18 protein-coding genes and 3 pseudogenes are annotated in these 26,113 nt (G+C 67.5%); 6 read left to right on the top strand and 15 right to left on the bottom strand.

Annotated features, from left to right (window positions below):
• Positions 1-141: 141 nt before the first annotated feature.
• Together O7611_RS06965 and O7611_RS06960 are read right to left on the bottom strand one after the other, a co-directional pair.
• The gene (locus O7611_RS06965; RefSeq protein WP_269696414.1) at positions 142-1,875 is read right to left on the bottom strand and encodes a hypothetical protein; all 1,734 of its coding nucleotides are present in this window, start codon (positions 1,873-1,875) and stop codon (positions 142-144) included.
• Between the two features lie 368 nt (positions 1,876-2,243).
• A complete protein-coding gene (locus tag O7611_RS06960; protein WP_269696413.1) occupies positions 2,244-2,714 on the bottom strand; it encodes a DUF6326 family protein in 471 nt (156 codons plus the stop codon).
• A 274-nt stretch (positions 2,715-2,988) separates the two neighbouring features.
• On the opposite strand from O7611_RS06960, the gene O7611_RS06955 reads away from it, so the two are divergent.
• Together O7611_RS06955 and O7611_RS06950 are read left to right on the top strand one after the other, a co-directional pair.
• Positions 2,989-4,035: a sensor histidine kinase gene (locus tag O7611_RS06955; protein WP_269696412.1), complete on the top strand. Its 1,047-nt coding sequence runs from the start codon at positions 2,989-2,991 to the stop codon at positions 4,033-4,035.
• Positions 4,032-4,688: a response regulator gene (locus O7611_RS06950; protein WP_194803501.1), complete on the top strand. Its 657-nt coding sequence runs from the start codon at positions 4,032-4,034 to the stop codon at positions 4,686-4,688. Before O7611_RS06955 ends, O7611_RS06950 begins: the two co-directional genes overlap by 4 nt.
• A 92-nt stretch (positions 4,689-4,780) precedes the next feature.
• On the opposite strand, the gene O7611_RS06945 is transcribed toward O7611_RS06950, so the two are convergent.
• The 6 genes and pseudogenes from O7611_RS06945 to O7611_RS06920 all read right to left on the bottom strand — a co-directional run bounded on the left by O7611_RS06945 (position 4,781) and on the right by O7611_RS06920 (position 12,875).
• Positions 4,781-5,089, bottom strand: a complete 309-nt coding sequence (locus O7611_RS06945) for a hypothetical protein (protein WP_269696411.1) — start codon at positions 5,087-5,089, stop codon at positions 4,781-4,783.
• A complete protein-coding gene (locus O7611_RS31905; RefSeq protein WP_332367430.1) occupies positions 5,086-5,424 on the bottom strand; it encodes a hypothetical protein in 339 nt (112 codons plus the stop codon). The genes O7611_RS06945 and O7611_RS31905 overlap by 4 nt, the downstream gene beginning before the upstream one ends.
• A gap of 330 nt (positions 5,425-5,754) precedes the next feature.
• A pseudogene (locus tag O7611_RS06935) lies at positions 5,755-5,997 on the bottom strand (transcriptional regulator); the annotation flags it as partial.
• Between the two features lie 52 nt (positions 5,998-6,049).
• On the bottom strand, positions 6,050-7,294 hold the full coding sequence (locus tag O7611_RS06930; protein WP_194803563.1) for an IS256 family transposase: 1,245 nt from the start codon (positions 7,292-7,294) through the stop codon (positions 6,050-6,052).
• Between the two features lie 99 nt (positions 7,295-7,393).
• A pseudogene (locus O7611_RS06925) lies at positions 7,394-8,377 on the bottom strand (helix-turn-helix domain-containing protein); the annotation flags it as partial.
• Between the two features lie 1,006 nt (positions 8,378-9,383).
• Positions 9,384-12,875: a M28 family peptidase gene (locus O7611_RS06920; RefSeq protein ID WP_442929387.1), complete on the bottom strand. Its 3,492-nt coding sequence runs from the start codon at positions 12,873-12,875 to the stop codon at positions 9,384-9,386.
• Between the two features lie 71 nt (positions 12,876-12,946).
• On the opposite strand from O7611_RS06920, the pseudogene O7611_RS06915 reads away from it, so the two are divergent.
• Positions 12,947-15,778 (top strand): annotated as a pseudogene (locus tag O7611_RS06915) (LuxR C-terminal-related transcriptional regulator); the annotation flags it as partial.
• Here O7611_RS06915 and O7611_RS31975 read toward each other — a convergent pair.
• Entirely contained in the window at positions 15,764-15,883 is a 120-nt protein-coding gene (locus tag O7611_RS31975) for an IS3 family transposase (RefSeq protein ID WP_223201434.1), read from the bottom strand. The pseudogene O7611_RS06915 and the gene O7611_RS31975 overlap by 15 nt on opposite strands.
• Positions 15,884-16,395: 512 nt before the next feature.
• Between O7611_RS31975 and O7611_RS06910 the strand changes: the two genes are divergently transcribed.
• Together O7611_RS06910 and O7611_RS06905 are read left to right on the top strand one after the other, a co-directional pair.
• Positions 16,396-17,139 carry an 8-oxoguanine DNA glycosylase OGG fold protein gene (locus O7611_RS06910; protein ID WP_043325497.1) on the top strand — a complete coding sequence of 248 codons (744 nt, stop codon included), beginning with the start codon at positions 16,396-16,398 and terminating at the stop codon, positions 17,137-17,139.
• Positions 17,140-17,495: 356 nt separating this feature from the next.
• Complete coding sequence (locus tag O7611_RS06905) at positions 17,496-17,753, top strand: hypothetical protein (protein WP_269696410.1); 258 nt, start codon at positions 17,496-17,498, stop codon at positions 17,751-17,753.
• Between the two features lie 110 nt (positions 17,754-17,863).
• On the opposite strand, the gene O7611_RS06900 is transcribed toward O7611_RS06905, so the two are convergent.
• From O7611_RS06900 to O7611_RS06885, 4 genes are all read right to left on the bottom strand, one after another.
• Positions 17,864-20,641: a hypothetical protein gene (locus O7611_RS06900; protein ID WP_269696409.1), complete on the bottom strand. Its 2,778-nt coding sequence runs from the start codon at positions 20,639-20,641 to the stop codon at positions 17,864-17,866.
• A gap of 86 nt (positions 20,642-20,727) precedes the next feature.
• Positions 20,728-21,972, bottom strand: coding sequence for an IS256 family transposase (locus tag O7611_RS06895; RefSeq protein ID WP_194803563.1), 1,245 nt, complete (start codon positions 21,970-21,972; stop codon positions 20,728-20,730).
• 481 nt (positions 21,973-22,453) lie between these two features.
• Positions 22,454-23,494 carry an IS3 family transposase gene (locus O7611_RS06890; RefSeq protein WP_269696408.1) on the bottom strand — a complete coding sequence of 347 codons (1,041 nt, stop codon included), beginning with the start codon at positions 23,492-23,494 and terminating at the stop codon, positions 22,454-22,456.
• Complete coding sequence (locus tag O7611_RS06885) at positions 23,491-23,802, bottom strand: transposase (protein ID WP_194803493.1); 312 nt, start codon at positions 23,800-23,802, stop codon at positions 23,491-23,493. Before O7611_RS06885 ends, O7611_RS06890 begins: the two co-directional genes overlap by 4 nt.
• Positions 23,803-24,281: 479 nt before the next feature.
• Between O7611_RS06885 and O7611_RS06880 the strand changes: the two genes are divergently transcribed.
• On the top strand, positions 24,282-24,959 hold the full coding sequence (locus tag O7611_RS06880; RefSeq protein ID WP_198033296.1) for a helix-turn-helix transcriptional regulator: 678 nt from the start codon (positions 24,282-24,284) through the stop codon (positions 24,957-24,959).
• Here the strand turns inward: O7611_RS06880 and O7611_RS06875 are convergent.
• Both O7611_RS06875 and O7611_RS06870 read right to left on the bottom strand, forming a co-directional pair.
• Positions 24,924-25,808, bottom strand: coding sequence for an IS3 family transposase (locus tag O7611_RS06875; protein WP_223201435.1), 885 nt, complete (start codon positions 25,806-25,808; stop codon positions 24,924-24,926). The two genes, O7611_RS06880 and O7611_RS06875, sit on opposite strands and share 36 nt — an antisense overlap.
• Positions 25,809-25,810: 2 nt before the next feature.
• A complete protein-coding gene (locus O7611_RS06870; RefSeq protein WP_043325510.1) occupies positions 25,811-26,110 on the bottom strand; it encodes a transposase in 300 nt (99 codons plus the stop codon).
• Positions 26,111-26,113: the final 3 nt, after the last annotated feature.

The following is a 26,113-nucleotide window of genomic DNA, read 5'->3' as shown; positions in this document are numbered from 1 at the left end:
CGCGTCAAACTGGGGGCGGAGCAGCTGACCATCGGCCCGGCCGGGACCTGCCAGATCCGGTAACCGGCTGGCAGCCGCCGACCGGACACCCCTGGCTTGGCATCCCGCGCGTGGGCGAGGTCTCACGCCGAACGGGCGGCGCTACGCCTGAGGGGTCCAAGTCTGATACGGCCAGGTGCCGGCGGCACGAGCCCGGTCCACCAGCTCGGGCGCCCGGGTGGTGACCTCGATGGCGAGCTGTCCTGCATACCCGGCCATCGCTTCCGGGTACGTCCGCAAGGCAACCAGCAGTCGCCCAACTGCGCTGAGACGTTCGACGGCGATTCGCCAGTCCTGACGGTCGACGGCGAGGGCGGCGGTGAGCAGCAGTGTGTTCGCATACTCCCAGGCTGCGCGCTGGTCCAGCACGGCCAGCTCATGACGGATAGCGTAGGCATGTTCGGCCAAGGGCGCCGCGGTCGCTGTCTGCTGGCGTTCGAGCATCGCGGCGGCGAGATTGTGCAGGGCCGTGCCGAGGATTCGACGCAACCTTGGGTAGGCCGCGTCCGCGTCCGCGCAGCGGTCGATGACCTCGGACAGCAGCATGATCTGGTCTTCGTCACGTCCGGTGGCTTCCGCGACCACGGCGGCGTCGACCATGTGAGTGACCGCGTCGGCCAGCGCCTCCCGCTCGGTGGCAGTCCCGCGTAGCAGGCCCTCGTGCCGCCGGACGGCAACGACCACGGACAGCCAGGCAAGGTCCCAGGCGTCGTCGCAGTGGCCGATCCGGTGCCGGAGCATCGCCCGCTGGTAGAGGGCCGCGGACCAGAGGCGCCGGACGTCCCGCCGGGCCGGGTCCGACGTCGCCCCGTCGTACAGGCTCAACTCGTCGGCGAGCTCGGCGAGGACGCGGTCGGCCTCAATGATCTGATCTGCGTCGGCCAGAGAGATCCCTTGATCGAGCCGGGAGGCACAATCGGCGATCACCGACGGGTCAGCGGGCGGGCGGTTGCCGGGTGCACGGCCGGTCACCCGCGACTCCGCCGCCAGCCGAGCCGCGAACCCGCCGGCGGTAACGCCGGATGGTGCGGGCTGGGCCAGCAGGTCCAGGTAGGAGCGGCGGATCCGCCATGCGCCCGAGTCGGGCACCACGAGGTTTGCCGGCGCGGCTTGTCGCAGCTGCGCCAGCGACGCCTCGATCCGCTCTAGTCGCTTCTGCGCTCCGGAACCCTGGAACATCTGTTCCACTGAGTACTGTTCGGTCAGCGCCACCCGCATCAGGTCCGGCCGCCCCAGACTGCTGGCGACCCGCGCGAAGATTCCAAGGGCATCCGCCAGGTCGATCACGGCGGCCGCCTCGCCCGTGTCGCGGGCGAGCCCACGCTGCAGGTCGACCATCTCTGCGGCCAACGGTCCCAGGACGGAGGGGTCCGTCCCGAGTCTCAGGGTGACCAGCCCAGTCAGTGCCGCGGTCCGAGCGCGGCGGGCGTCGAGGCCGTCGGCGGGCCGGGGCGCGACCAACCGCCACACCCGTTCGACGACATCGCGCCCGCGATCGACGAGCCCGATGCCGGCCAGGATCTGGCCCGCCTGCACGGTGCGGACCACGGCATCGGCATGCCAGTCCGGATCGGAGAGCAGATCGCCGGCGAGCGCGATGACCTCCTCGGCCTGTCCCCGCAGCTCAGTGACGTCACCGCCATCGGCGAGCCGTTCCTGAGAGAGGTTCAGAGTGGCGCGGCCCAGAGCGTGCAGCAGACGCCCCGGATCGCCCAGACCACGGGCAGCGGCAACCGCCTGCTCAACGGCCGCCCGGGTGTCCGGGCCGAGACCGGCCCGCGCGGTGATCTCGTCGGCGGCGCTGAGCAGGCGGTCGACCTCGGCAGGTTCGCTCATCACACCTCCAGTGCTGGACGACGAGTTGCCGTGACCAGCTGCGTGCCCGCACTGAGCACCGCGAGCAGCAGTCGACCGATCATGAAACCCGAGGCACCGCCCGCCCCGGCGAGGCAAACCCCGCGCAACGGCGGCGAGCCAGCACGTCGCGATCCGCGCTCATCCACCAGTGACGTGATACGCCGTGAGGGCATGTCGCACTTCTACCAGGAGCCAGAGGAAAGAAGAAGAAGGTCAATGCGGTCTCGCGGATGCCATGAAGTTCTGCGAAGACGCAGATATAACGACATTCGACGCAACCGGCTGCTCGCGGTCACTGCTGCCGGAGCAGCTGCAACCGACCCCGCAGACGGGGCGTGCATCGAGCGTCACAGCGGGGCCTGGGCGAGGTCTCGGCGGGCTCGAACGGCCCGGGGCCAGGTCCATGCGGTGAGCAGGATGAAGGCCAGGAGCAGCAGCTCGAGCCCGATGGAGAAGCCGTAGAAGTAGAGGTAGCTCCAGGACTCGCCGTCCGCGTTGTACACCGTGACGGGGATGTAGAGCGTCGCCACGACGAGGTTGGTGCCGCGGTTGACGCGGGCGGGGAGTGTCGCGGAGAGCAGGATCATGAGGATCGGGACGGCCATGAGTGTGAGCGCGAGGGCGACGAAGGTTGGGCCGGTGTCGAACTCGTGCACCGTGCCGGCCAGGATGTCGTCGATGAAGCCGGGCTTGTACAGGGCGAGGTAGTCGACGTAGATGTAGAGGAACATGAAGCTGGCCCAGGCCGCGGCAAGCTTCGCCTGGACCGGGATGTGCGCCTCCCGGAGCGCACCGGCTGATCTGTCGGTTCTGGTCATCACGTCTCCTGTTTGCTGGCGTCAGCCGGGTCGGCTCACTCGATGTCTCAACACTGACCAGCGTTGGCAGGCGCCACATCCGCTTGCGGGCTCGGGCTGTCCTGGTCCCAGGCGCGGGACACTCGCCGTACTTTCGGCTGATCCGCCCGAGGGGCGGCCCCCTTACGTTCTCCGGAAAGGGGGAAGCATGCTTGCTGGGATCTGGGCTGAGCCTCGCCCCACAGGTGCGCCGGTGCGGGTGTGGCGGGACTGGGCGCTGTCCTCGGCTCTTGTCGTGATCTCGGTCGTCGAGGTGCTGCTGCGCGACCACAGGGCATGGGCGCCGCTGCTGGTCGGTGTCAGCGTCGTGGTCGCGGCGTGCCTGCTGTATCGACGCACGCGACCGCTGGCCGCAGTAGCCGTTGCCTTCGGAACCGTTCTCGCCTTCGACATCGCGAGGATCGCGGTAATCGACGCCACCGGCCTGCTGGGCATCGCAGGGCTGCTCGTGTTGCCCTACGCCCTGCTGCGCTGGGGGGCAGGGCGCGAGGCTGCCTTCGGACTCGGCATCATCCTCGTCTGGCTGCCCGTCACCCTCGTCGCGGAGCAGACCTCACCCGCGGAGAGGGTCGCCGGTTACGGCTTCTTCCTGTGCTCGGCCGCGCTCGGAGCGGCAGTGCGCTACCGCACCAGGAGCCACGACCGCGACGTCGAGCAGGTCCGGCTCCATCAGCGCAACGAACTCGCCCGCGAGCTGCACGACACGGTCGGCCATCACGTCTCGGCCATCGCCGTCCAGGCACAGGCAGGTCGCGCGCTGGCCGCCGCAGATCCGGAGCGCGCGCTGGCCACCCTGGTCACCATCGAGGAGGAGGCGTCCCGGACGCTCAGGGAGATGCGAGCCCTCGTGGGCGTGCTGCGCGACGGTACGGACGCCGATCTCGCCCCTCGGCGAGGGGTGGCGGACATCGAACGACTCGCTCGTCCCGGCGGCGAGGTGCTGGGCGTCCGCGTGCAGGTCTCCGGTGACGTCGAGGCCGTTGAGCCGGCAGTCGGCACCGCCCTCTACCTGATCGCCGCCGAGGCGGTCACCAACGCGACCCGCCACGCCCGCGGCGCCACCGGAGTCACCGTCGACGTCACCGCATCCCGCGACCAGGTGCACCTGCGGGTGCACGATGACGGCGAGGCGACCACGACCAGCTCCCCGCACGCCGGCTACGGGCTGCGCGGCATGGCCGAGCGGGCGAGCCTGCTCGGCGGCACCCTCCGGGCGGGACCTGCCCCGGACGGCGGCTGGAGCGTCGACGCCTCGCTGCCTCGGACAGCGCTGACGTCATGACCATCCGCGTGCTTGTCGCTGACGACCAGGACATCGTCAGAGCAGGGCTCTGCATGATCCTGAACGCCCAACCGGGCATCGCCGTCGTCGGCGACGCCGCCGACGGCCGCCGGGCGATCTCCATGGCCCGTGCGCTGCGTCCCCATGTGTGCCTGCTGGACATCCGCATGCCCGAGGTCGACGGAATCGAAGCCACCCGCCAGCTCGCCGGGGCCGACGTCGCCGACCCTCTGGCCGTCGTCGTCATCACCACCTTCGACCTCGACGAGTACGTCTACGGGGCGCTCAAGGCGGGCGCCCGAGGCTTCCTCCTCAAGGACGCCGGCGCCGAGATGCTCGCCCAGGCCGTCCATGCCGCCGCCCGAGGTGACGCCCTCATCGCACCGAACATCACCGCGAGGCTCCTGTCCTCCTTCGCGAACAGCCGCCCGCGCTCGGTGCCACCTGAACCTGTCGAGCCGCTGACCGCTCGCGAGGAACAGGTCCTGCTGGCTGCCGCTCGCGGCCGGACCAACAGCGAGATCGGCGATGAGCTGTCCATCAGCCTCAGCACCGTCAAGACCCACATCGCCGCCCTGATGCGCAAGCTCAACGCCCGCAACCGCGTCGAGATCGTGATGTGGGCCTACGAGACACGCCGCGTCGGCACCTGATCGGCGCCCGCAGGCTCGGGTCGCGGAGAACCAACGCCGACCGCTTCGGTGTGAGCTGTCGGCGAGATGGCCGGGTCAGGCTCGATGCGAGGTCAGAGGGCCTGGTGCGACTCGTCCCGACCGGGCTCGGCTCGCACGCTTGCGGTACTTCGCTGCTGCACTACCGGCATGAGGTGGCCGGTTTCCCTGGTCCAGCCGAGGAAGCGGCGGTGCAGCACGCCGGCCGGCGTCCAGGGCATGTCCTCGGTGGCCTGAACGAGGTAGGCACCGAGGTAGAGGGCCAGCGACACCGGCGCATCCATGAACTCCGCCCGCAGCTCCCGCTTCCGGGTCGGGCAGGGCCAGGGCAGGTCGCAGCCGCCGCAGCTCCAGACCGGCATGACCGGGCCGTGGGTGGTCACCGCACACCCTCCAGGAACCGCGCGGTGATCGCCCGCGCCTGCCGGCTGGTCGCCCATTCCACCTGCCAACAGGGGTACGGAGTCAGTCGCGCCCACCACAGTCGGCAGCCGACACACATGCCGTCGAGCCCTCGAACGTGTACCGCGAGGATCGCCTGTTCCTGCCCGCCGGTCACTGCTCGCCCTCCTGTGGCCAGTGGCCACGATTGATCGGTATCCGGTGCCGGGCGTGGCAGGGCAGGTCGGACCCGCAGCGGCAGATGCGCCGCCAGAGCCGCCACGACCACACCGGCCGGTGCCGTCGGGCAAGAGTCAGCGCTGTGGCAAAAAGGTATTCGTCATACGAGACGCGCCGCTCTCGCGACATCGATGTGTCCCCGACACCCGCCGGGGCCTGTTGCCCGCCGCGCGCCTGGTCCAGCAACCGCCGCCGGGCGATGTCCTGCTCCATCATCTGGATGCGCTGCCCGACGCCGTACGCCGCCGGAATCGACGGGAGGTACCGGCCCACGAGTCGCCGCAGGAGCCCGATAGGCACCGTCATCTTCTGGCCCTCCATGATGAGGGCACGAAGGGGCACCTGCTGATGTGCCTCGATCCGCGCCCGGTTCAGTGAGGTCCAGCGTCACGCCGCGCGCGTCTACGATCCAGAAGGTGACTGTCCGCTAACTAGGTGTGCTGTCCGCTATTGATCGCCCGCCCGGCGCGTACTCGACGCACAGTTCACGGAACATCGCGGCCTCGGGCACTCCGAGATCCTCAACCTTTGCCAGCAGTTCCGCGGCTCGCCACCAGTTCGACGGCACCACTCGCCCGGATGCCACGGCCTGCGCCCCGAGCGCAACCGCTTCGTCCGGCTGACCGGCGGCGACAAGGGCAAGTCCGAGGTCGAGACGCGCCGATGCGGTCACGTCCGCGCTGGTGGTGTAAGAGACGGCCATCGTGTGATCCGGTCTGATGTTATGCGGCGATCGATGCCGCGTCGGTCTGGTCGGTGTCGTGTTGGCTGGTGTCGATGGTGATCAGGCGGGCTTTGGCGAGGAGTTCCAGGCCCATGTAGCGGCGTCCTTCGGTCCATTCGTCGGTCTGTTCGGCCAGGACGGCGCCGACGAGGCGGATGATCGCCGCCCGATTCGGGAAGATCCCGACGACATCGGTGCGCCGGCGGATCTCCTTGTTCAGGCGTTCCTGCGGGTTGTTCGACCAGATCTGACGCCAGATCTCGCGCGGGAAACTGGTGAACGCGAGGAGGTCGTCGCGGGCGGCGTCGAGATGCTCAGCGGCGGCCGGGAACTTCGCCTCAATCGTGGCGACGACCCGCCGGAACTGCGCGTGGACGGCGTCGGTATCAGGCTGGTCGAAGATCGTGCGGACCAGGGTGGCGATCCACGGCTGCGCGGACTTCGGCACCTTCGTGAGCAGGTTGCGCAGGTAATGGGTGCGGCACCGCTGCCAGGTAGCGCCGGGCAACGCCGCGCCGATCGCCGCGACGAGGCCGCGGTGGGCGTCGGAGATGACGAGCTGGACGCCGGACAGTCCGCGGGCGGTCAGCGATCGCAGGAACGCCAGCCAGCCGGCGCCGTCCTCGTCCGAGGCGACGTCGACGCCGAGGACTTCCCGTTGACCGTCGGCGTTGACCCCGACCGCAATCAGGGCGTGGACATTGACGGTGCGTCCGGCCTCGCGGACCTTCATCGTCAACGCGTCCATCCACACGAACGTGTAATGCCCAGAGTCGAGGGGCCGGTTGCGGAACGCCTCGACCTGGGCGTCGAGGTGGGCGGCCATCTCCGAGACCTGCGACTTCGACAACTGCCGGATCCCGAGCTGCTCAACCAGCTTCTCCACCCGCCGCGTCGACACCCCGAGCAGATAGCTCGTGGCCACGACCGAGACCAAGGCCTGCTCGGCCCGCCGCCGGTGGGTGAGCAGCCAGTCGGGGAAGTAGCTGCCCTGACGAAGCTTGGGAATCGCCAGGTCAATCGTCCCCGCCCGGGTGTCCCACTCCCGAGCCCGGTAGCCGTTGCGCGAGTTGACCCGCTCGTCGCTGCGCTGCCCGTAGCCAGCGCCGCAGATCGCGTCAGCCTCGGCGGACATCACCGCCTGCGCGAACGTTTTGATCATCGCCTGCAACACATCCGGCGACGCGCCCTCGATCTGCTCGCGCAGCAGGTCAACAGGGTTCACACTCTCTGAAGCGGCCATCGCGTTCCTTCTTCCTTCTCTGACTTGGTCGTCTTGAAGGATCGACGCGATGGCCGTCTCTCATCTACGCAACACGCCCATCACGGGCAAGTCGTACACCACTCCCGTGGACGCAACCGCCGATGCCGACCGGCGTGGCCGCGCTCCCCCATCGCCGTGCGGATCCAGATCGGCCAGTACGGCCCGAGCCACCTGCTCGGCGCCCGGGTCACCAGCCCATGCCAAAGTCGTGGCCGTGTAGGCGGCGGCCTTGGCAGGGTCGTAGCGATAGTGATGCTCGGCTCGCTCGGGAACGGGCAAGTTCGCCGCCAACCGCTCTACCCGATCCAGGGTTCGTCGGGTAGCAGCAACGTCTCCGATGCGAGCCCATGCACGGGCCTCCTGAGCAGTCGCCTGGATCCTGGCAGAGCTGCCCGGAGGCGCGACCCGTTGCGCCTGCTGGGAAAGATCGAGCGCTGAACGGTGGTCACCTTGCGTCAACACGTCCCAAGCTCGCGTCTCCAGACACCACGCCTGGATCTCGGGATGCTCGGCATGTTCAGCAAGCTCACGAGCGGCTCGCAGGTGAGCAGCCGCAGAATTCCGCTGCCGCAGGTCGATGTGAACCGTGGCCCTCAGCACCGCGAGCCAACCGCCGGCAACCAGCAGCCGCCGCTGTTGAGCAAGCGTTAGCCGCCCGTCGAGCAGCCGCACCACATAGGAGAGGTGCCGCCGCACCAACGGCAACAGATCCGCCGGGGCCATCGTCGGATAGGAGCTGGCGAGGTCGTCAACGCCCTGCTCGATCCGTTCGAGCGTGTCGTTGCTGACATCACTGGCGGCGACTCTCGCCCGCAACTCGCCTGCCTCGGCCGCATGGTCGATCGGCGCATCAACCAGCCGAGCAAGCACTCCCCCGGCATCCAAAACCCGGTCCAGGTGGCGGGCTGTGTCGACCGTCGGGGCTTTGAGCCCTGCCTCCAACTCGTGCAGATGGCTCTTACTCCGGTGAGCGAGTTGCCCGAGAGACCGAAGCGACAGGCCACGCCGCTCCCGAGACTCCCGCAGAGCTACCCCAAAGCGCGGATCGACGGACGAGGCCATAGCGTCGCTCCCAGCTCAAGAGGCCTGGCGAATCAGCAGGCCGCCACCCCATCGACGGTACCCCGACTCTTCCCACGTGGACGCCCCAGGCTGCTCGCTTCTCAGTGAAGTGGCCTTGGGACCCACCGCACCCGCGGATCAAACAGTGATCTCTTCGGCGTGAACGACGATCTCACGTATCAGCCGTGCTCCCAGCGTGCCAACTGATGCCGTACGGTGCACCGCTGCCCTCGCGCAACATCATCCAATGATCGACAACGTGGCCCTTCTTGCTGACTCCGAGCTGACGCTGAGCTAGACGCCAGCGGGACTGTGCATGCTCGCATGCGTGCCGCTTGCACCAGCAGCCGAGGTTGCTCGGGTTGGACCAGCGACGCAATCCATGAAGGCTGACACTGCGCAACTCGTGCGCCTACGCTCTGCACATGTCGACCACCGAGCAGGCCTCGACCAGTGACTGGCAAGGGCTGGAGCCTGACACGGACCCAACCCGCCCAAAGGCTATCGATTGGCAGAGTTATGCCGATGAGGTCATGTCGCAGTGGTACGACCTCCTGAAGACGGACCCGGAGGAGTCCACCGTCCAAGACTTCCTAGAACTGCACCCGGCCATGCTCCCTGGCGGCAGCGGCGACATCGGGCCGGGTGGGCACCACGGCAGCGAAATGTCTGCCGTCTTCCGGCGACCCGCGCTCGCCGGGGCCGGGCCGAGTTATGAACCGGATTTCATGTGGGTAACGCGGACGGCCGCTTCCCGCGAGGTTGGGCAGATCTGCGCCCGGAGGCGATGGACTTCGCCTCTCGCCAGGTCAAGGCGGAGCCGGGTTACTTGGCGTTCTACGGAGACCAGGGCCAGCGGATCCATCACACCCCCAATCGGCTAGATCAACCCGACAACGCACCCAGAATCCAATCCACGGATTCAGGCTAAGGTCCGGTCCGGCAGCGGAACAGGGGCGCAGGACCTGCGGCAGGGTGGGGCGAGCGCCCCACCCTGCCGTTGAACTCAGCCGATCTGCAGGGTCACGTCGTCCAGCACGAAGCTGGTCTGCAGGTAGGCGTCCTCGGTGCCGGTGAAGGTCAGCGTGACCGTCTGGCCGGCGTACGCGCCGAGGTTGACGGTGCGCTGCGTGTAGCCCGTGGCAGCGTTCATGTTGGACAGCGACGCCACGGTGGTGCCGTTGGCCTTGATCGTGAACACGTCGTAGGCGAGCGCCCCGTACTCGCTCGTGTCGATGTGCAGCCAGTAGGTCAGTACCGCACTGGTGCAGCCCGACGGGATGGTGACGGTCTGGCTGATGGCCTCGGTCGCGGTGTAGCCGTTTCCGCCGAGCCACGCGTACCGGGTGCCGCTGCGCGGCACCTGCCCGATAGAGGTGCCGATCACGCCGGTGGAGCCGGTCCACGGCGAGGTGCCGCTTTCGAACCCGCCGTTGAGGATCAGCTGGGCGGCGGTGCAGCCGCCCGGCCCGCCGGTCACGGTCAGCGTGTACGTGGTGCTGTGCGACACCGAACCCGCGCCGGTGATGGTGATGGTGTAGGTGCCGCCGGCCACCGACGAGCCGACCGCGATGGTGGCGGTCGACGAGCTGCCGGAGGTGACCGACGACGGGCTGAACGAGACCGTTACGCCCGTGGGGGCGCCGCTGGCGGTCAGGGTAACCGTCTGGGCGCTGCCCGAGGTGGTGGCGGTGCCGACGGTGGTCGTGGTGCTGGACCCCGCGTTCACGGTGCCCGACGCGGGGCTGGCCGAGATCGAGAAGTCGTTGGTCGGCGTCGAGGTGCCGACCGCCCGGTTCCACAGCGTGTAGGCGATGCCGTCGGCAGCCCGGTTCAGCGCGGTGGCGTCGATGTTGCTGAGGGTGTCGCACGAGGAGTGGTAGCAGGAGTCGTAGGACTGACCGGCCGTGCCGCCCCACTTCGACGCCTGGGCCGACGTCTTGGTGGCGCTGGCGCCCATCGCGTAACCGGAGGTCGGGATGCCCGCGTTCTGGAACGAGTAGTCGTCGGAACGGCCCTGGCCCTCGACGTTCTCCTCCGGCTGCAGGCTGAGGGAGTCCCAGTATGCCTTCATCGGCTGCGACGCGGTCGAGGTGATGTTGTTGATGAAGTAGCCGCCGTTCTTCGACGCGATCATGTCGAAGTTGTAGTAGGCCTTGATCGCCGTTCGCTGGGTACTGGTCAGCGAGTTGACGTAGAACTTGGAGCCGTTGAGGCCCTGTTCCTCGTCGGTCCACCAGCCGAAGCGGACCTTGTTCAGCATGGTCGGGTTCTGCGCGGCCAGCGCGAGGGCGACCTCGAGCAGCGCCGCCGAGCCGGAGCCGTTGTCGTTCATGCCCGGACCGGCCGAGACGCCGTCCAGGTGGGCGCCGAACATGTAGACGTTGCTCGCGTTACCGCCCGGCCACTCGGCGATCAGGTTCGGGCCTGCACCGCTGGTGCAGCCGGAGGTGCAGGGCTGCTCGGTGACGGTGAAGCCGGCGGCCTGCAGCTTGCCCTTGACGTACGCCACCGACTGCAGGTAGCCCTGGCCGGTCGAGCGGCGGGTGCCGCCGTTGTTGGTGGCGATGGTGCTGAGCTGTGTCAGGTGCGCCTGCACGTTGGCGACGTCGATGTCCGGCGCGGTGCCACCGGGGGTGCCGCCGTTGACCGTGAGCGTGTACTGCGCGGTGTGGGTGATCGAACCGGTGCCGGTCACGGTGATGGTGTACGTGCCCGCAGCCGCACTGGAGGTGGTCGCCACCGTCATCGTGGAGCTGTTGCCCGACGTCACCGACGTCGGGCTGAACGACACGGTGACCCCCGACGGGGCACCCGAGGAGGTCAGCGACACGGTCTGCGCGCTGCCGGAGACGGTCGCGGTGTTGACCGTCGCGGTCACCGAGGAGCCCGCGTTGACGCTGCCCGAGGTGGGGCTGACCGACATCGAGAAGTCGGTGCTGGTCGCGGTGCAGGTCGGGTCGCCGGTCTGGGCCGGGACCGCGACCGCGTTCCACGCGTCCTTGGTCCGGTTGAACAGGACGCACGAGGAGTCCAGGTTCTTCGCGGCGGTCAGGGTCGCGGTGCGGTACTTCTTGTGGGTCATGCCGGAGGTCTTCAGCAGCATGCCGCCGTAGAAGATCTTTCCGGCGGACTGGATGCCCACGCCGGTGACCGACGACGGGCCGCCCGAGCAGATGGGGCTGTTCGGCTTGCCGCCGCCCGGCGCGCTGCCCTCGGCGAGCAGGTAGAACCAGTGGTTGAGCGGACCTGCGGCCGCGTGTACCTCCGTGTTCGGGATCGACGAGGAGTAGCAGTTCGGGTGGCCGCCGACCAGCGAGGGGTTGTACATGTTGCGGATCGGGCCGTCGCCGACGAGGTCGATCTCCTCACCGACCAGGTAGTCGGGTTCGTCGTAGGCGCTGGACTGGTTGGCGTATGCCTCGGTCAGGGCGCCGAAGATGTCGCCGGTGGCTTCGCCGAGGCCGGCTTCGGAGCTGGTGCCGCCGGGGGTGTTCTGGTCCATGCCGTGGCCGAACTCGTGACCCACCACATCCATCGAGGAGATCCAGTTGCCTGCCGAGTTCTTGCCGATCGTGATCGTCGAGCCGTCCCAGTAGGCGTTCTGCTCGTTCAGGCCGACCTTGATCGGCCAGCTGCCGCCGTTGCCGTTGTGCCCGTTGCGGCCCAGCCAGGCCGACAGCATGTCCCATTCCTTCTGCGCCGAGTACAGTGCGTCGACGCAGCCGGTCTCCTTGCTGGTGCCCACTCCGTTGCCCCAGCTGTCGTCGGCGCCGGAGAAGACGGTGCTGGTGCTGTAGTCCTGGCAGTTCAGGCCGGTGCGCGTGGTGTCGCGCAGGTAGTACGTGCTGCCCGACTGCGACGTGGTGATCGACAGTGGGCTGGGCCCGTTCCACTTGCCGGTGCCGGAACCGGCCGCGGCGTCCTCCTGCTTGGCCAGCACCTGGCCGTTGCGCGCGTCCACGAAGACATGCAGGTGGCTGGGGGCCGAGGCGGTGCGCCCGGCGACGACGACCTCCCACGCGAGTCGCGCGGTGCTGTCCTTGACGTGCACCACCAGGGTGCGCGACTCGACCCGGTCGACCTTCGCGAGCAGGCTCTTGGCGGTCTGCTCGGCACGGTCGACGGCGACCGTCGGCACCACCGACACGTTGATCTTCGTCTTGGTGGCGGCCGAGATCGCCCGGATCGCGCCCTTGCCGTCGGCGAGCACGGCGGCGTCGCCGCCGACCACCGGCAGGCCCCGGTAGGTGCGCTCGTAGGCAATGGAGAACAGGCCGTCCACCCACGGGATCACCATGCGACGGTCGTACTGCTCGAAGGGGCCTTTCGCCAGCGCGTCGTGACCGCCGTCGGCAGCGCGGTCGGCTGCAGAGATCGCCAGCGACAGCGGGCTCTGTGCAACCGTGGGTGTAGGGGGCGGGGTGGCTGCGGTCGACTGGGTGGCCACCCCGGTCACGGTGCCCAGGGTAAGCGCAACCGCGACAGCGGCCGCCATGGCAGTTCTTCGATACATCGCAATCCTCCCGCCGAGATGGGTTGAGGGGTGTGGCAGCAGGGCCCGTGTTGATGGGATCTCCGGCAACCGGTGACAGCTCGGCTTTGGCGATGACACTAGGAACGGCGGAGGCTGGCCGAAATCAGGGCAACCCCTTGCTCTGGTGCGCGAAGGACCGTCGGGCGCACTATGATCCGGTGCCAGATTCTGCGACGGCAGTGAATGCGCATCAGGGGGCCACCGGCACCATGCTGCCGGTGGTACCGGGCGTCGTGCGCGGCGCCCGTCGGGTGGTGCTGTTCGGTCCGCCCGGGATCGGCAAGACCGCTGCGGCCGGTGTACTCGGGCAGCAGCTGGGCATGCCTGTCCTAAGGCTGGCTCCGAGCCCACAGGACGCCCAGGTCCCCTACACCGGACTGCTCGAACTCGCACTGGCCCTCCAACCGCTGCCGGCCGCGCGGGAACTCGCGACCGGAATCGACAAGGCCGTCGGAGTGCCGGGCTCTGCCGATCCCGCCGGGACCGCTCTACGGCTGCGCCGGTTGACCGCCACCCTGCTGCTGGACACCCCGCCTCTGACACTGGTGGTGGACAACGCCCAGTGGCTGGATACGGCCAGCGCGGCCGTCTTGCGTTGGGCACTGCGCCTGGCTCCCGACCTTCCCGTCATAGCCGCAGAGCGAATCTGGCGCCCGGGGAGCGAAGGCCACTGGTGCGGCGAGGACCCCTGTGCGGTACGCATCCCGGCGCTGACACCCGATCAGGTCGCAACCCTGCTGTCGCCGTACCGGCTAACCCCCTACGAGGTCACGCAGACCCACATCCGCAGCGGAGGGAACCCGGCCCTAGCCCTCGCATTCGCCGGGGCCCGCAGCCGCGCCACCGACCTGCCGGCCGCTCAGGGTCTCGTAGACGACCTGGTCCTGCCGCCGGCCGCCCGCCGACTGGTGAACGAATGGCTGGGCACTGTGTCGGCCGAAGTTCAGGAACTGTTGACGGTCGCCGCACTCGACGACCGGCCCGACCGCGAACTGCTGAGCCGCCTCGCCGGCCCGCCCGCCGAAAACCTTCTCGCAGAGGCCGAGGCAGCCGGACTGATCAACATCGGGCAGGTCGACGGGAAGATCCGGTTCGCCGCCGCCGCGATCGGTGCCGAACTCGCGGCCCGACCGCCGGTCGCCACACGCAGGCTCCTGCACGCCCGCCTGGCCGAAGCCAGCCGCGACAGCATCCGCCGCGACCGTCACACCACGCTGGCGGCCGACACCAACGACCCGCAGTCGGCCGACTGCGCCGACCGCGCCGCCGCCCGCGCCCGGCTGCGCGGAGAACCCGCACTAGCGGCCGAGCTCTCCCTGCTCGCCGCCGAACGTACCCCGGAGACCGACGCCGACCTGCTCACCGAACGGGCGCTGACCGCCGTACGCGACGCCGCCCACAACGGCGACCTGCCCCGCGGCCAGGCTGCCGTCCGCCTCGTCCTGAACCACGACAGCAGCCCCGCCAACCGCGTCAACGCCCTCATCGCCCTGATCGACTCAGGCGGACAGCACCTGTACAACGGCGACAAGCTGTTCGCCGACGCACTTCACGAAGCGGCCGGACATCCGGACCTGACCGCGCAGATCCTCGTCCGCCAGGCGATCTGGGCCAACGTCAACGGCGATCCCGACCGGGCGTGCGCCCAGGCTGCCCGGGCCGCCAGCCTCGCCCGGAGCGCTGGCGACACCGCCACCACCGCCATGGCCCTCACGATGCAGGCCCGCATCCAACGCATCCTCGGCCGCCCCCAAGCCGAGACCACGCTCGGCCACGCCCTGTCCCTGCCACGCAGCACTCACATCCCCGTCAACGCCAGGCCCGAACAGCTCTCCGCCCGGCACGCCATCTTCGACGACCGTCTGGACGAAGCCCGCAGCGCACTGCTGCCTCTGCTCGTCGAAGCCGAGCGGACCGGAGACGCCGAAGCCACCGTGGATGTCCTGCGCAGCCTCGCCGAAGTCGAGATCCGCGCCGGACGGTGCGGACTGGCCCTCGACTACGCCGGCCGCGCCCTGTCGCTTACCGACAGAGCCGCCTTGGACCCCGCACCAACGTGCTACACCTCCGCCCTGGTCGAGGGCACCGCCTCGTGCACCGACTCCGCCCTCGCTCACGCACGCCGCGGGGCGGACACCTCCCGCCGGGAGGACAACAAAGTCTTCCTCTCCCGAAACCTCTTCGTCCTCGGACATCTTCTCCTGGTCACCGGGCGTCCGAAAGAAGCCCTGGAGGCGCTGGAAGAGGTCCGTACGCTTGAGAAGCGCCAGCAGGTCCGCGACCCGTCCGTCCTGCGCTGGCACGCCGACCTCGCCCAAGCCCTCATCTCCCTCGGCTACCTCGACCAAGCCCGCAAACTGCTGACCGATACCCGTCGCACCGCGACTGATCTAGATAGAAGCTGCGTCCTCCCCGTGCTCGACCGCTCCCAGGCACTCCTGGAAGCCACCCTGGGCAACTACGATGCGGCCGCCGACCTCCTCACCGCAGCAGCCGACCACCTCCGCCACCTGCCCATCGAACACGGTCGAACCCTCCTGGCCCTCAGCCACACCGAACGACGCGGACGCCGACGCGCCAGCGCCCGCACCGCGGCGCAGAGCGCCGCCGACCTCTTCAGCACGCACCAGGCACACCCCTGGATCGAAGCCGCCACCCGCACCCTCCACCAACTGGAGCCCGTCCCCGCGCACAGCAGTACGCTCCCCTGCCTCACCTCCGCCGAACAGCGCTGCGTCGAGCTCGCCGCCAGCGGAGCGACCAACCGCGACATCGCCACCGCCCTCACCATCAGTGTCAAAACAGTCGAAGCAAACCTCACCCGCGTCTACCGGAAGCTCGGCATCCACTCACGCGTCCAACTCGCGCACCTTGCAGCCCTGACGGCAGCGCCGGCAGAAGCCCTGCAGCCCGGCCTGGCGCATCAGCCTGGCAACGCGTTTGCGCCCACTTCCGACTCCGGTGCCCAGGCGTAACTCGGCGTGCGGCGTAAAGGAGCGGGTTGGGCGAGGATCGCACGTGCTTCCCCGGACAGCATCCTCGCTACGTCAAGTCGCAAAATGCCGTGACGAGGATTTAGAATCGAGAAAGTTGACACAAAAAGCAACAGAGGCGGCCGGTTTGCTACTGTAACCGCCAGCAACGGAGCGCAGCAGCTATCCAATGCGACCAACAAACAGAGGTAATGAACGGCTGAATCGCAGGCAGTCGGCCTACCGACATGCATAGATGACGGTCTTAGGAAACCGGTGCTCTGTTGGCCGTCCTCAGGAGCACGCCGAGCGCGGCGCGGCCCCGGCGAGCGGACGGACGACTGGCCCCATACCTCGCGGCCAACGCCTTACGGCCCGAGTGGAGAAGTCCGAGTACCGTGGTATAAGAGTCCTTCTAGTTCGGCGTCCTGGGCCGGGCTTACGCAGCATGGGTCGTTTCCGGTCGATGCCCGCCGGTACAGTCTGCCCACACCGGGCAGGAGACGACGATGGGGCTCAGAGACCGACTTGGCGTCGACGCGTTCTGGACCCCTGGTGAGGTTCTCACACACGGGTTCGACTTTCGTCCACGCTGGTGGCAGCAACGCGTCCCCGCCGAAGGGTGGACGGCATGGCTATCCGACCTGCCCGAGGCCAACAGGGGTCGGCAGTACCGACATATCACGCGTAGCGACCTCCTCACCGCAGCGAATGGCGGTCCAGACGACGTCGGGCGACTGCTGGTCGGCAGCTACGCCTGGGGCACCGGCGACCGAGCATTCCTCGTCGGTCGTCGAGCTCAGGTCTTCACTAAGAACACGACTGAGTCCACCACGGCCAAGCTCGTTAAGGCTTTGACCGTCCTTCGTGATCAGGGACCGGCGAAGGCGTACGAGATGCTGGCCCTGGGCGGCGAGCAGAAGCTTCCCTACCTCGGGCCCTCGTTCTACACCAAGCTGCTGTACTTCGCGGATGCCCGGCCCGACGCACAACCTGGTCGCGCGCTGATCCTCGACCAGTTCGTTGCCATAGCTTTGAAGGAAGTCGAACACTGGGACATTACGGAACGCGGCCCTTGGGGCCCAGATCAATACCAGCGGTGGCTCGAATTCGCCCACAACCATGCCAGAACTGAGTCCACTAACCAAGCGGCCGTGCGCCCGGATGCTATCGAGGCGGCGATGTTCAGAAAAGGCTGGGCAATCTACCAGGCGCGTATAGCTGCCGCCCGCGCCGCGCGCCGGCAACCGTGACTCCTGACGCCATCATCGTCGCTCTGCCGGATCAGCATGGCGGGCCCCAATCTTGGCGCCAGCAGCAGTTCGTCGCGAAGGATGAGCATAGAGTCGCGGTTGTCGCCGCCCCACAGAGCTGAAGCCCACAGCCGAGCAGCTGACGGAACGACCAGCATCGTGGTAATCAACATAGTGACAGGGTCACCTCGACCAGTTCTCTCGCCTAGCAGCATCCGCAACCCCGAGAAGCTTCTCCTCGGCCGATTCGACCGGCGCGGCCGGCTGCCGGCACACCGGCCGCACGCATCCGCTGGCCACGCCGCAGCGCCAGCAGCTGGCGAGACTGCTTTCCCCGCCACGTCCGACCGAGCGCCGTGTTGTCATCCACCCCTGGCCCGATCCGTTACCCGGCTGCCTGGTCGGGCCAGTTCGAGCGGCCTGAGCGGCTGAACTACGCGCAGGTCGAGGCGACCGTGGTGGCTGAGATTCAGGTGGACACGGCGTACGAGCACCACCGGTGGCGCCACCGGGTGCGGTACGCGCGGCCCAGGCCGGATCTGTCGGTGTACGACGTGCCGCTGATCCTCGACGAAGCCGAAGACCGCTTCGCCGGCTACGCGCGCAGTGCCTGACCGGCCTCATCCCACTTGCCAATACACACCGGCGCCGCAACCCACCGATCAACCAGCAGGACGGGCAGGCGGCGGCGCCCTGCGGTACGAATCAACTAATGGAAATCGAGTCAGGTGCCGTCACTATTGCGGTGAGGTCTAGGTATTGTCAGCAGGAATGGTACGGTGAGCGCGTCCAATCGGGTGATGCTGGCCGCCTGCGTTTCGAGGCTCGCGAGAAGGGCATGCTCGCTGAGTTGCGCGACGCGCCTCCTGCGGTAGTCACCCTTGTAGGTCCATTGTTCGAGCGGATACCAGCCCACGAGATAGATGCCAGTTCGTGTGCCGGCTTCCGGAAGGTAGCGCTGGGCTAGTTGCTGCTGCTGAGCGCTCAGCAACTCTCTATTCCAAGGTCCCTTCACCTCGATGACGACAACGATGCGGTCCGGCGTTGGTCCTTTCACCGGATCGTCGCGCATTGTCGCCTCGATCTGGATGTCAGTGCGGTCTCCAGCACCGTAGGCGTCAGTTGGGCGGACTAGGACTTCGCGGTTGACAGCTAATCCGCGCCGCTCGAGCCTCTTGGTGAGTTCGTGTGAGATGTACGCCGAGAGTGCAGGTTCGGGTTTCGGGAGCCAGGCTTCCTTCAGTTGGTATGACTTGGGCAGAACGCGTGCGGGTAAGCGGTCCCACAACAATTCTCCGTGCGTCGGCAGATCGTTGCCGATGGCTTCGAGGACCTCCACAAGCAGATCGGCCAATTCGCGTTCGGACCGAACAAGTCGCCGGTTGGCGTCCTCAAACAACGCTGCCAGTTCGACGGGGGTCGGTGGGGACCAGGCCGAAGCGAATAGGTTGGTCCGAGCCCGAAGAATATGAGAGGTTATGATGACGCGGCTGGGGTACTCGTCGCGAAGCTTTGTGAGCGCGCGCAAGGCTTGCTCGCTGCCGCGGCTGCTGATGCTCTGAAGGACGCGATCCCGCCACTCCCGAGTTTGTTCCTCGGGGCCAACGAAGTGTACTCCTTCGATGGGGACGTCATCTTCGGGCGGAAATAGTCCCGAAAGCCACCGATAAAGCTCCGCCAGTTGTTCTTCCTCTAGGTCAGCGAGAAAGTCGCTGTAGCTGGCGCCGAGGCACAGAGCTACGTCCCGACCTAGGGCAGCATCTTTGCCTACGGCCGATAGCACGGTGGCGAGGTACTGGTGAGAATCCACGGTGAGCAGCGCTCTGGCTGCTCGCGCCGCGAGCTGCCGTTGCCATCCGCTTGAGACATCTGCCTCCAGCGCATGGTGTGCGGTGTCGACTGCTCGCTGGTCCTGTGCTTGTAAGAGAGCGACGAGCATCTCCTCCCACCGTTGCAGGGCATGCGTTCGACTCTCGTCCGTCGTAAGCGAAAGCGCGGCCTGGTCCGCCTTCCGGCCGTTGGGCGGCTCGTCGGGTGCCGGGTGAGGGGCTTGCTGACCCGCGGCGTCGCTTGGTCCGTCGTCTCCTCTCGTTCGGGTGATAGCGTCAGCAAGTTCGGTGAGTAGTGCCGCAAACGTGTCGGCCAGTTCAACGTGCCATGCCGGGTCTACAAGTTCCGTCTCAGATGCCAGATGTCCCTGCATCAGTTCCCCACGCACATAAGCGTCGACCGCCGCTGCGAGCTGTGACGCCGAGTGCTCGACGGCTCGCGACAGGAGTCTCAACTTGATTTCCCTATCACCGGCGTTGCTGGGCACGGTGTGGAACCAAATCAGCGCCCCTGCCCAGGACGACCAGGCTGCGTTCGGCACTTCCGAAAGGCGGTCTTTCCTTTCGAGGAGTGCCAGCGCCAGATACCCGGCCCATCCACGCTTGTCGTATCGGTTGGTGCCGAGCCATTCGCCCGAGTGGTCGTGCTCGTTGGCGATGAAATGGACCGCTGCTTCGATCAGCACGTCCACCCCGCTCCCATCGAGTGCGGCTAGACCGGGGAAGTCTAGGATGTCGTCATCGAGACGGAGTGTCCCCTCGCCACTGTTGGGATCGGCCTGAAGCTGCCAGGCCAGGCGCCAAAAGGCGTCGACATTGCCGGCTGCGGCATCGGCAAGCAGTTGGTTGAGCTTTGCGACAAATTCCTCTCGCTCGACTGACGGCAAACCATCATCTACTCGATCCCGCCTCCTGCCGTGGGCCTGTCGCCACAGATTCGCGAGGTCGCTGTCAAGCGGGACGGGCTCAAACCACCATTTGACGTGTGGCCAGACTGGATGGTCCGGGTTCGAGTAGGCAAGTTCGCCCGATGCGGCATCGGATAGGTCGAAGAGGTAGCCAGCCACCTGTGCAAGCGCTTCCGCAAGAATTCTGTTGCCGACACCTAGTGCCTCGGACGCCCGCTCGTATGCCCATGGAAAGTCGGCACCCGTTAGAAGGTAGCCACGGTTGGCTCGACGCAGCCCGTCAGGAAGAACGGGTTTTCGGACGCGCCAGGAGCGGTCTCTCGTGCCCCAGCCGTCAGCAATCGCCCAGATCTTGGCGCGATCGAACGTATCGGTGGTCGCCGCTAACTCGACCAACGAGTGCGCGAGGGCATGACGGAGGTCGCGGAAGCGTGGTGGCTCTCGGCCATCCTCGTCCTCAGCATCTACCGCTGTGGGTAACGGTGGATGGTCGAACCGCTCAAGTCGCGGTCGCAAGATCAGAGCAACCTCGCGCGCTCGGCTTAAGGCACCGTCACCGGATAATGCCCGCTCTACGATCCCGTCAATGAGTTCAATGTCCAACCGGCCGACCGGACGTTCGTCAGGAGGCTCTTCGTCGCTTCCTTGTACATCCGCCGTCGAGGATCGCAGTTCGGAGGGGCTGCGACCGTTGTGGAGCTGCCCGATAGCCCACTCGAGTACGGCAGGCAGGTCCTCTTCCGACAGCTCTGATGCGAAGCGCATCTCAAAGCCCAGGTAGGAGCCGACGAGGTTGGGTCACGTCCGCGCTGGTGGTGTAAGAGACGGCCATCGTGTGATCCGGTCTGATGTTATGCGGCGATCGATGCCGCGTCGGTCTGGTCGGTGTCGTGTTGGCTGGTGTCGATGGTGATCAGGCGGGCTTTGGCGAGGAGTTCCAGGCCCATGTAGCGGCGTCCTTCGGTCCATTCGTCGGTCTGTTCGGCCAGGACGGCGCCGACGAGGCGGATGATCGCCGCCCGATTCGGGAAGATCCCGACGACATCGGTGCGCCGGCGGATCTCCTTGTTCAGGCGTTCCTGCGGGTTGTTCGACCAGATCTGACGCCAGATCTCGCGCGGGAAACTGGTGAACGCGAGGAGGTCGTCGCGGGCGGCGTCGAGATGCTCAGCGGCGGCCGGGAACTTCGCCTCAATCGTGGCGACGACCCGCCGGAACTGCGCGTGGACGGCGTCGGTATCAGGCTGGTCGAAGATCGTGCGGACCAGGGTGGCGATCCACGGCTGCGCGGACTTCGGCACCTTCGTGAGCAGGTTGCGCAGGTAATGGGTGCGGCACCGCTGCCAGGTAGCGCCGGGCAACGCCGCGCCGATCGCCGCGACGAGGCCGCGGTGGGCGTCGGAGATGACGAGCTGGACGCCGGACAGTCCGCGGGCGGTCAGCGATCGCAGGAACGCCAGCCAGCCGGCGCCGTCCTCGTCCGAGGCGACGTCGACGCCGAGGACTTCCCGTTGACCGTCGGCGTTGACCCCGACCGCAATCAGGGCGTGGACATTGACGGTGCGTCCGGCCTCGCGGACCTTCATCGTCAACGCGTCCATCCACACGAACGTGTAATGCCCAGAGTCGAGGGGCCGGTTGCGGAACGCCTCGACCTGGGCGTCGAGGTGGGCGGCCATCTCCGAGACCTGCGACTTCGACAACTGCCGGATCCCGAGCTGCTCAACCAGCTTCTCCACCCGCCGCGTCGACACCCCGAGCAGATAGCTCGTGGCCACGACCGAGACCAAGGCCTGCTCGGCCCGCCGCCGGTGGGTGAGCAGCCAGTCGGGGAAGTAGCTGCCCTGACGAAGCTTGGGAATCGCCAGGTCAATCGTCCCCGCCCGGGTGTCCCACTCCCGAGCCCGGTAGCCGTTGCGCGAGTTGACCCGCTCGTCGCTGCGCTGCCCGTAGCCAGCGCCGCAGATCGCGTCAGCCTCGGCGGACATCACCGCCTGCGCGAACGTTTTGATCATCGCCTGCAACACATCCGGCGACGCGCCCTCGATCTGCTCGCGCAGCAGGTCAACAGGGTTCACACTCTCTGAAGCGGCCATCGCGTTCCTTCTTCCTTCTCTGACTTGGTCGTCTTGAAGGATCGACGCGATGGCCGTCTCTCATCTACGCAACACGCCCATCACGGGCAAGTCGTACACCACTCCCGTGGACGCAACCCGAGGTTGCGGTTTCGCCGAGGTCGAAGGTGTTGGAGCACGTCCTCAACAGAGATGTAAGCGGGCCACAGCATGTCTAGCAGTGCCCCCCGTAGCTCGTCGTCTGGATCGACCCGTGAGGCGTAGCTGGCGTCCACGAGGCTGCTGGCAACCTGCGCCAGTTGCGGCGCGGCATCTGTGGGACTCGTCTCAAACGCTGTCATAGCCGCCAGAAGACGTAGGTGACTACTCCATCCGTCCTTCGCCGCCAAGTCGAGCAGCGGGCCGACCAGTTCCGGGACCCCCGCCTCTCGGGCTAGACGGACCGCCAACCGCAGCCGCGCAAGTGAGGGCCAGTCCTGGGGCTCGCGATCGCCTGCCTCGTTCAGGACTGTAAGTAGCTGAGCGCCGAGTCCGGGATGTTTAAGGCGGCGAGGTGCGCGGGCCCATGGGACATCCCCCAGCTCGACCTGAGTTCCCCCCGCTTTGATGGAGCGGTGGTTACCTGCTGCCGGCTGGCGCAGGGGTGGCGATAGGTGGCTCGGCTGGTTGCGGCTGGCGGGTGCCAGGCGGTCTCGTACTCGTTCGGGCTGAGGTAGCCCAGTTCCTTCTGTATGCGGCGGGTGTTGTACCAGCCGTCGATGTAGGCGAAGATCGCGTTCTCGGCCTCGTCGCGGGTCCGCCAGGACGTGCGGTAGACGAGTTCGATCTTCAGCGTGGACCAGAAGTTCTCCATCAGGGCGTTGTCGTACGAGTCGCCGACGGAGCCCATCGACGGCAGGATCCCGTTGTCCTGCAAGCGTTCCGCGAAGCGGAACGACGTGTAGTTCGACCCGCGGTCGCTGTGGTGGATCAACTGGCCGTCGCGGACGTCGCGCGACCAGATGCCGTATTCGAGGGCGGCGAGGATCAGGTCGGTGTCGCAGCGGTCAGACGTCTTCCACCCGACGATCCGGCGGGAAAACGCGTCGCGGACCGCAGCCAACCAGAACACACCCTCACCGCACGGGATGCGGGTGGCGTCGGCAACCCAGAGCCGGTTCGGCCCGTCGGCGGTGAACTGCCGATTGACCAGATCCGGCGCCGGCGTGTGCCGGGGATCCTGCTTCGTGGAGCCACCACGCCAGCCTCGACGCAGGAACGCCCCCTGCCAGCCCTGCTCGGCCATCAGCCGCTCGACGCGCTTGCGGCCCACGCGGATGCCGTCACGGCGCAGCTGCCGGTGGACCCGGTCAGCGCCGTAGGTGCGCCCGGAGGTCTCCCAGATCTCGTGGATGTTGGAGATCAGCCCCAGGTCGACGACGTCCCGGTCGCAGGGCTGCTCGGCCTGCTTGACCCACGCGTAGTAGGTTGAAGCGCCGATGTTGAGGACCCGTAGCAGGAGCGCGACCGCGAACTGGTCACGGTGTTCGTGAATGAACCTCATGACCGTCGCCGGGTCGGGTCGAGCTCCGCCGCGAAATACGCACTCGCGGCCTTCAGAATCTCGTTCGCCCGCCGCAACTCGGCAACTTCCTTGCGCAGCCGCCGGTTCTCGTCCGCCATCTCGCTGGTCGGCCGGTCGTGACGCTCACCCGTGTCGGCCTCGGCCTGGCGGATCCAGTTCCGCAACGCCTCGTGATGCACGCCGAGTTGCTCGGCCAGGCGCCGGATCACCGGCTTCGGGTCCGACTCGCGATACAGGCGCACGGCGCGCTGACGTAGCTCGTCGGGGTACTTCTTCGGTGCTGCCACGGACGACTTCCTCCCCACGGCCATAAGACCATGATCAAGAAGCTCCATGAAAGCGGGGGTGGCTCACCAGGTCTGGTCGTCCCTCGCGTTACGCGAGACATACACCGTCATGCCGCCGCCCCCTTCCAAGTCTGTGAGTGGTGGGCTCGCCGGGGAAAGGCGAACCCACCGCTGCACTACAGCGGCTAGGAGCAGGCCGCCGGTCACCCACCCACGCAGCCCTCATGGCAGTACGCAGATGGGGCATCACCAACAAGCGAGCGGAAGTGCGATGCGGCGTTAGCAACCCATGATCAAGGTTGTCCTCGGCAGCTGTCTCAGTTGGATCTAGCTCTTCGGAGCTCACCTCGCGCCCCCGCTCGTTAGGTCGGGCTTGATCGCCGCCCGTGTCTTCACCTAATCGCGGAGGACATGTGGTTCCCAGGGCGGCGATGACGCAGAACTGATGCATCCTCATTGCGCTACACGGCGTTAGCTGGATGAATGGATCGGTGATGGTCAGCGGCGGAGGAGGGCGGCGCGCGGGCAAGCGTCGGCATCGGCTGGCCGAGCGCCGCAAGGCGTTCGGCTTGAGTCAGGAACGCCTTGCCGAAGTTCTTGGTGTCGACCGCTCCACCGTCGTGCGGTGGGAGCGGGCAGAGACTGATCCACAGCCGTGGCATCGACCGCGTTTGGCTGCAGCTCTCAAGCTGTCGGTCGAGGAGCTGGCCGACCTGCTGGTCGAGGTCGGCCAGCCACCGTCGCCGCCCAACGAGCGTCTCAACTATGTGCTGCGGCACCCCCGCCGGGTCGACCTGGTCACCGTTGCCTACCTACGGGAGCGGGTGCAGCACCTTGACGAGCGCTACGACCGGACGCCTTCGACGCTTCTGCTCGTCGAGGCGGGGCAGCTACACGGCCAGGCGACCTTCCTCCGCCAGCACGCCAGCGACGGCTTGGTTCAGCGTGAACTGGCCGCAGCCGTCGCCGAGTCCGCCACGCTGATGGGTCAGCTCGTGTGGGACGCCTCCCAACGTCACGACCACGCCGCCAGCGCCGCATATTTCGACGAGGCGATCCGCGCCGCACAGGACACCCGCGACGCGGTTACTGTCAATCCCCTGGAATCGTGGAGGGCTCCGTTATGCGGCCTGGGCCTCCAGGGCGCGGGTTTCTGATCGTTCGTAGTCGATGGGTGAGCGCCAGTTGCAGACGGAGTGCCGGCGGCGCCGGTTGTAGAAGTCGGTGATCCAGGTGGCGATCTTCAGGCGGGCCTCGGTACGGGTGCGGAAGTGACGGCGGTGCACGTACTCGACCTTGATGGTGGAGAAGGTGGCCTCGGCGACGGCGTTGTCGAAGCATGACCCGACCCGGCCCATCGACTGGCGTACGTTCCACCGGTTGCAGGCCCGGGCGAAGTCGGCCGAGGTGTACTCGCTGCCCCTGTCGCTGTGGAAGATCACTCCTTCGACGTTGCCGCCGCGGGTGACGGCGGCCATGTTCAGCGCGGCGACGACCAGCCCGGCGTCGTGGTGGGCGCTCATCGCGTAGCCGAGATTCCGACGGGAGTACAGGTCGATGACGGTGGCCAGGTAGAGCTTGCCCTCGTCGGTACGGATCTCGGTCATGTCGCCGCACCAGGCGACATCCGGCGCCGGTGCGGTGAACACCCGCTTGACCAGGTCCGGTGCGGCCGGACGCTTACCTTGGCGGGTCAGGCCGCGTCGGCGGCGCTTGACCCGCGCGGCCAAGCCCAGCTCGGCCATGAGCTGCGCGATCGTGTTGTCGGAGACCTGCCAGCCGGACTCGCGCAGCTCGATGCCAATGCGAGGGCTGCCGTAGGTGCCGCCCGAGTCGTCGAACACCTTCTGGACCGCGGCCGTCAGCCGGACACGCTGGTCATCGCGGCGCGTTGGCGGCCGGTCACGCCACTTGCAGAACCACGACTCGGACACCCCCAACGCCCGACAGGCCACCGCGTGCGGCACGGAATGCTCGGTCCTCTGGGAAGCGATGAACCCGGCCACGCTCACCGGCCCGTCGCTTCCTTGACCCACAGGACCACCGATCGCTTGAGAACATCACGCTCCATCGCCAGCTCGGCATTCTCCCGCCGCAACCGGGCCAGCTCCGCCCGCTCGTCCTCGGCCAACTTCCCGGCAGCGGCCTCACCGCGAGTCTCGCGGTCCCTCTTCACCCAGTTGGCCAGGGTCCCGCTGTTAATCCCCAGGTCACGGGCGACCTGCGCGATCGACTTACCCGTCTCACGCACGATGCGCACCGCGCCCGCCCGGAACTCCGGATCGAACTGGCGTCTCATCTCAGCCATGAA

Source organism: Micromonospora sp. WMMC273 (assembly GCF_027460285.1).
In the GTDB taxonomy this organism is placed as follows: domain Bacteria; phylum Actinomycetota; class Actinomycetes; order Mycobacteriales; family Micromonosporaceae; genus Micromonospora; species Micromonospora aurantiaca.
The sequence above is the reverse complement of the archived record's forward strand: the minus strand, read 5'-3'. Positions and strand labels throughout refer to the sequence as shown.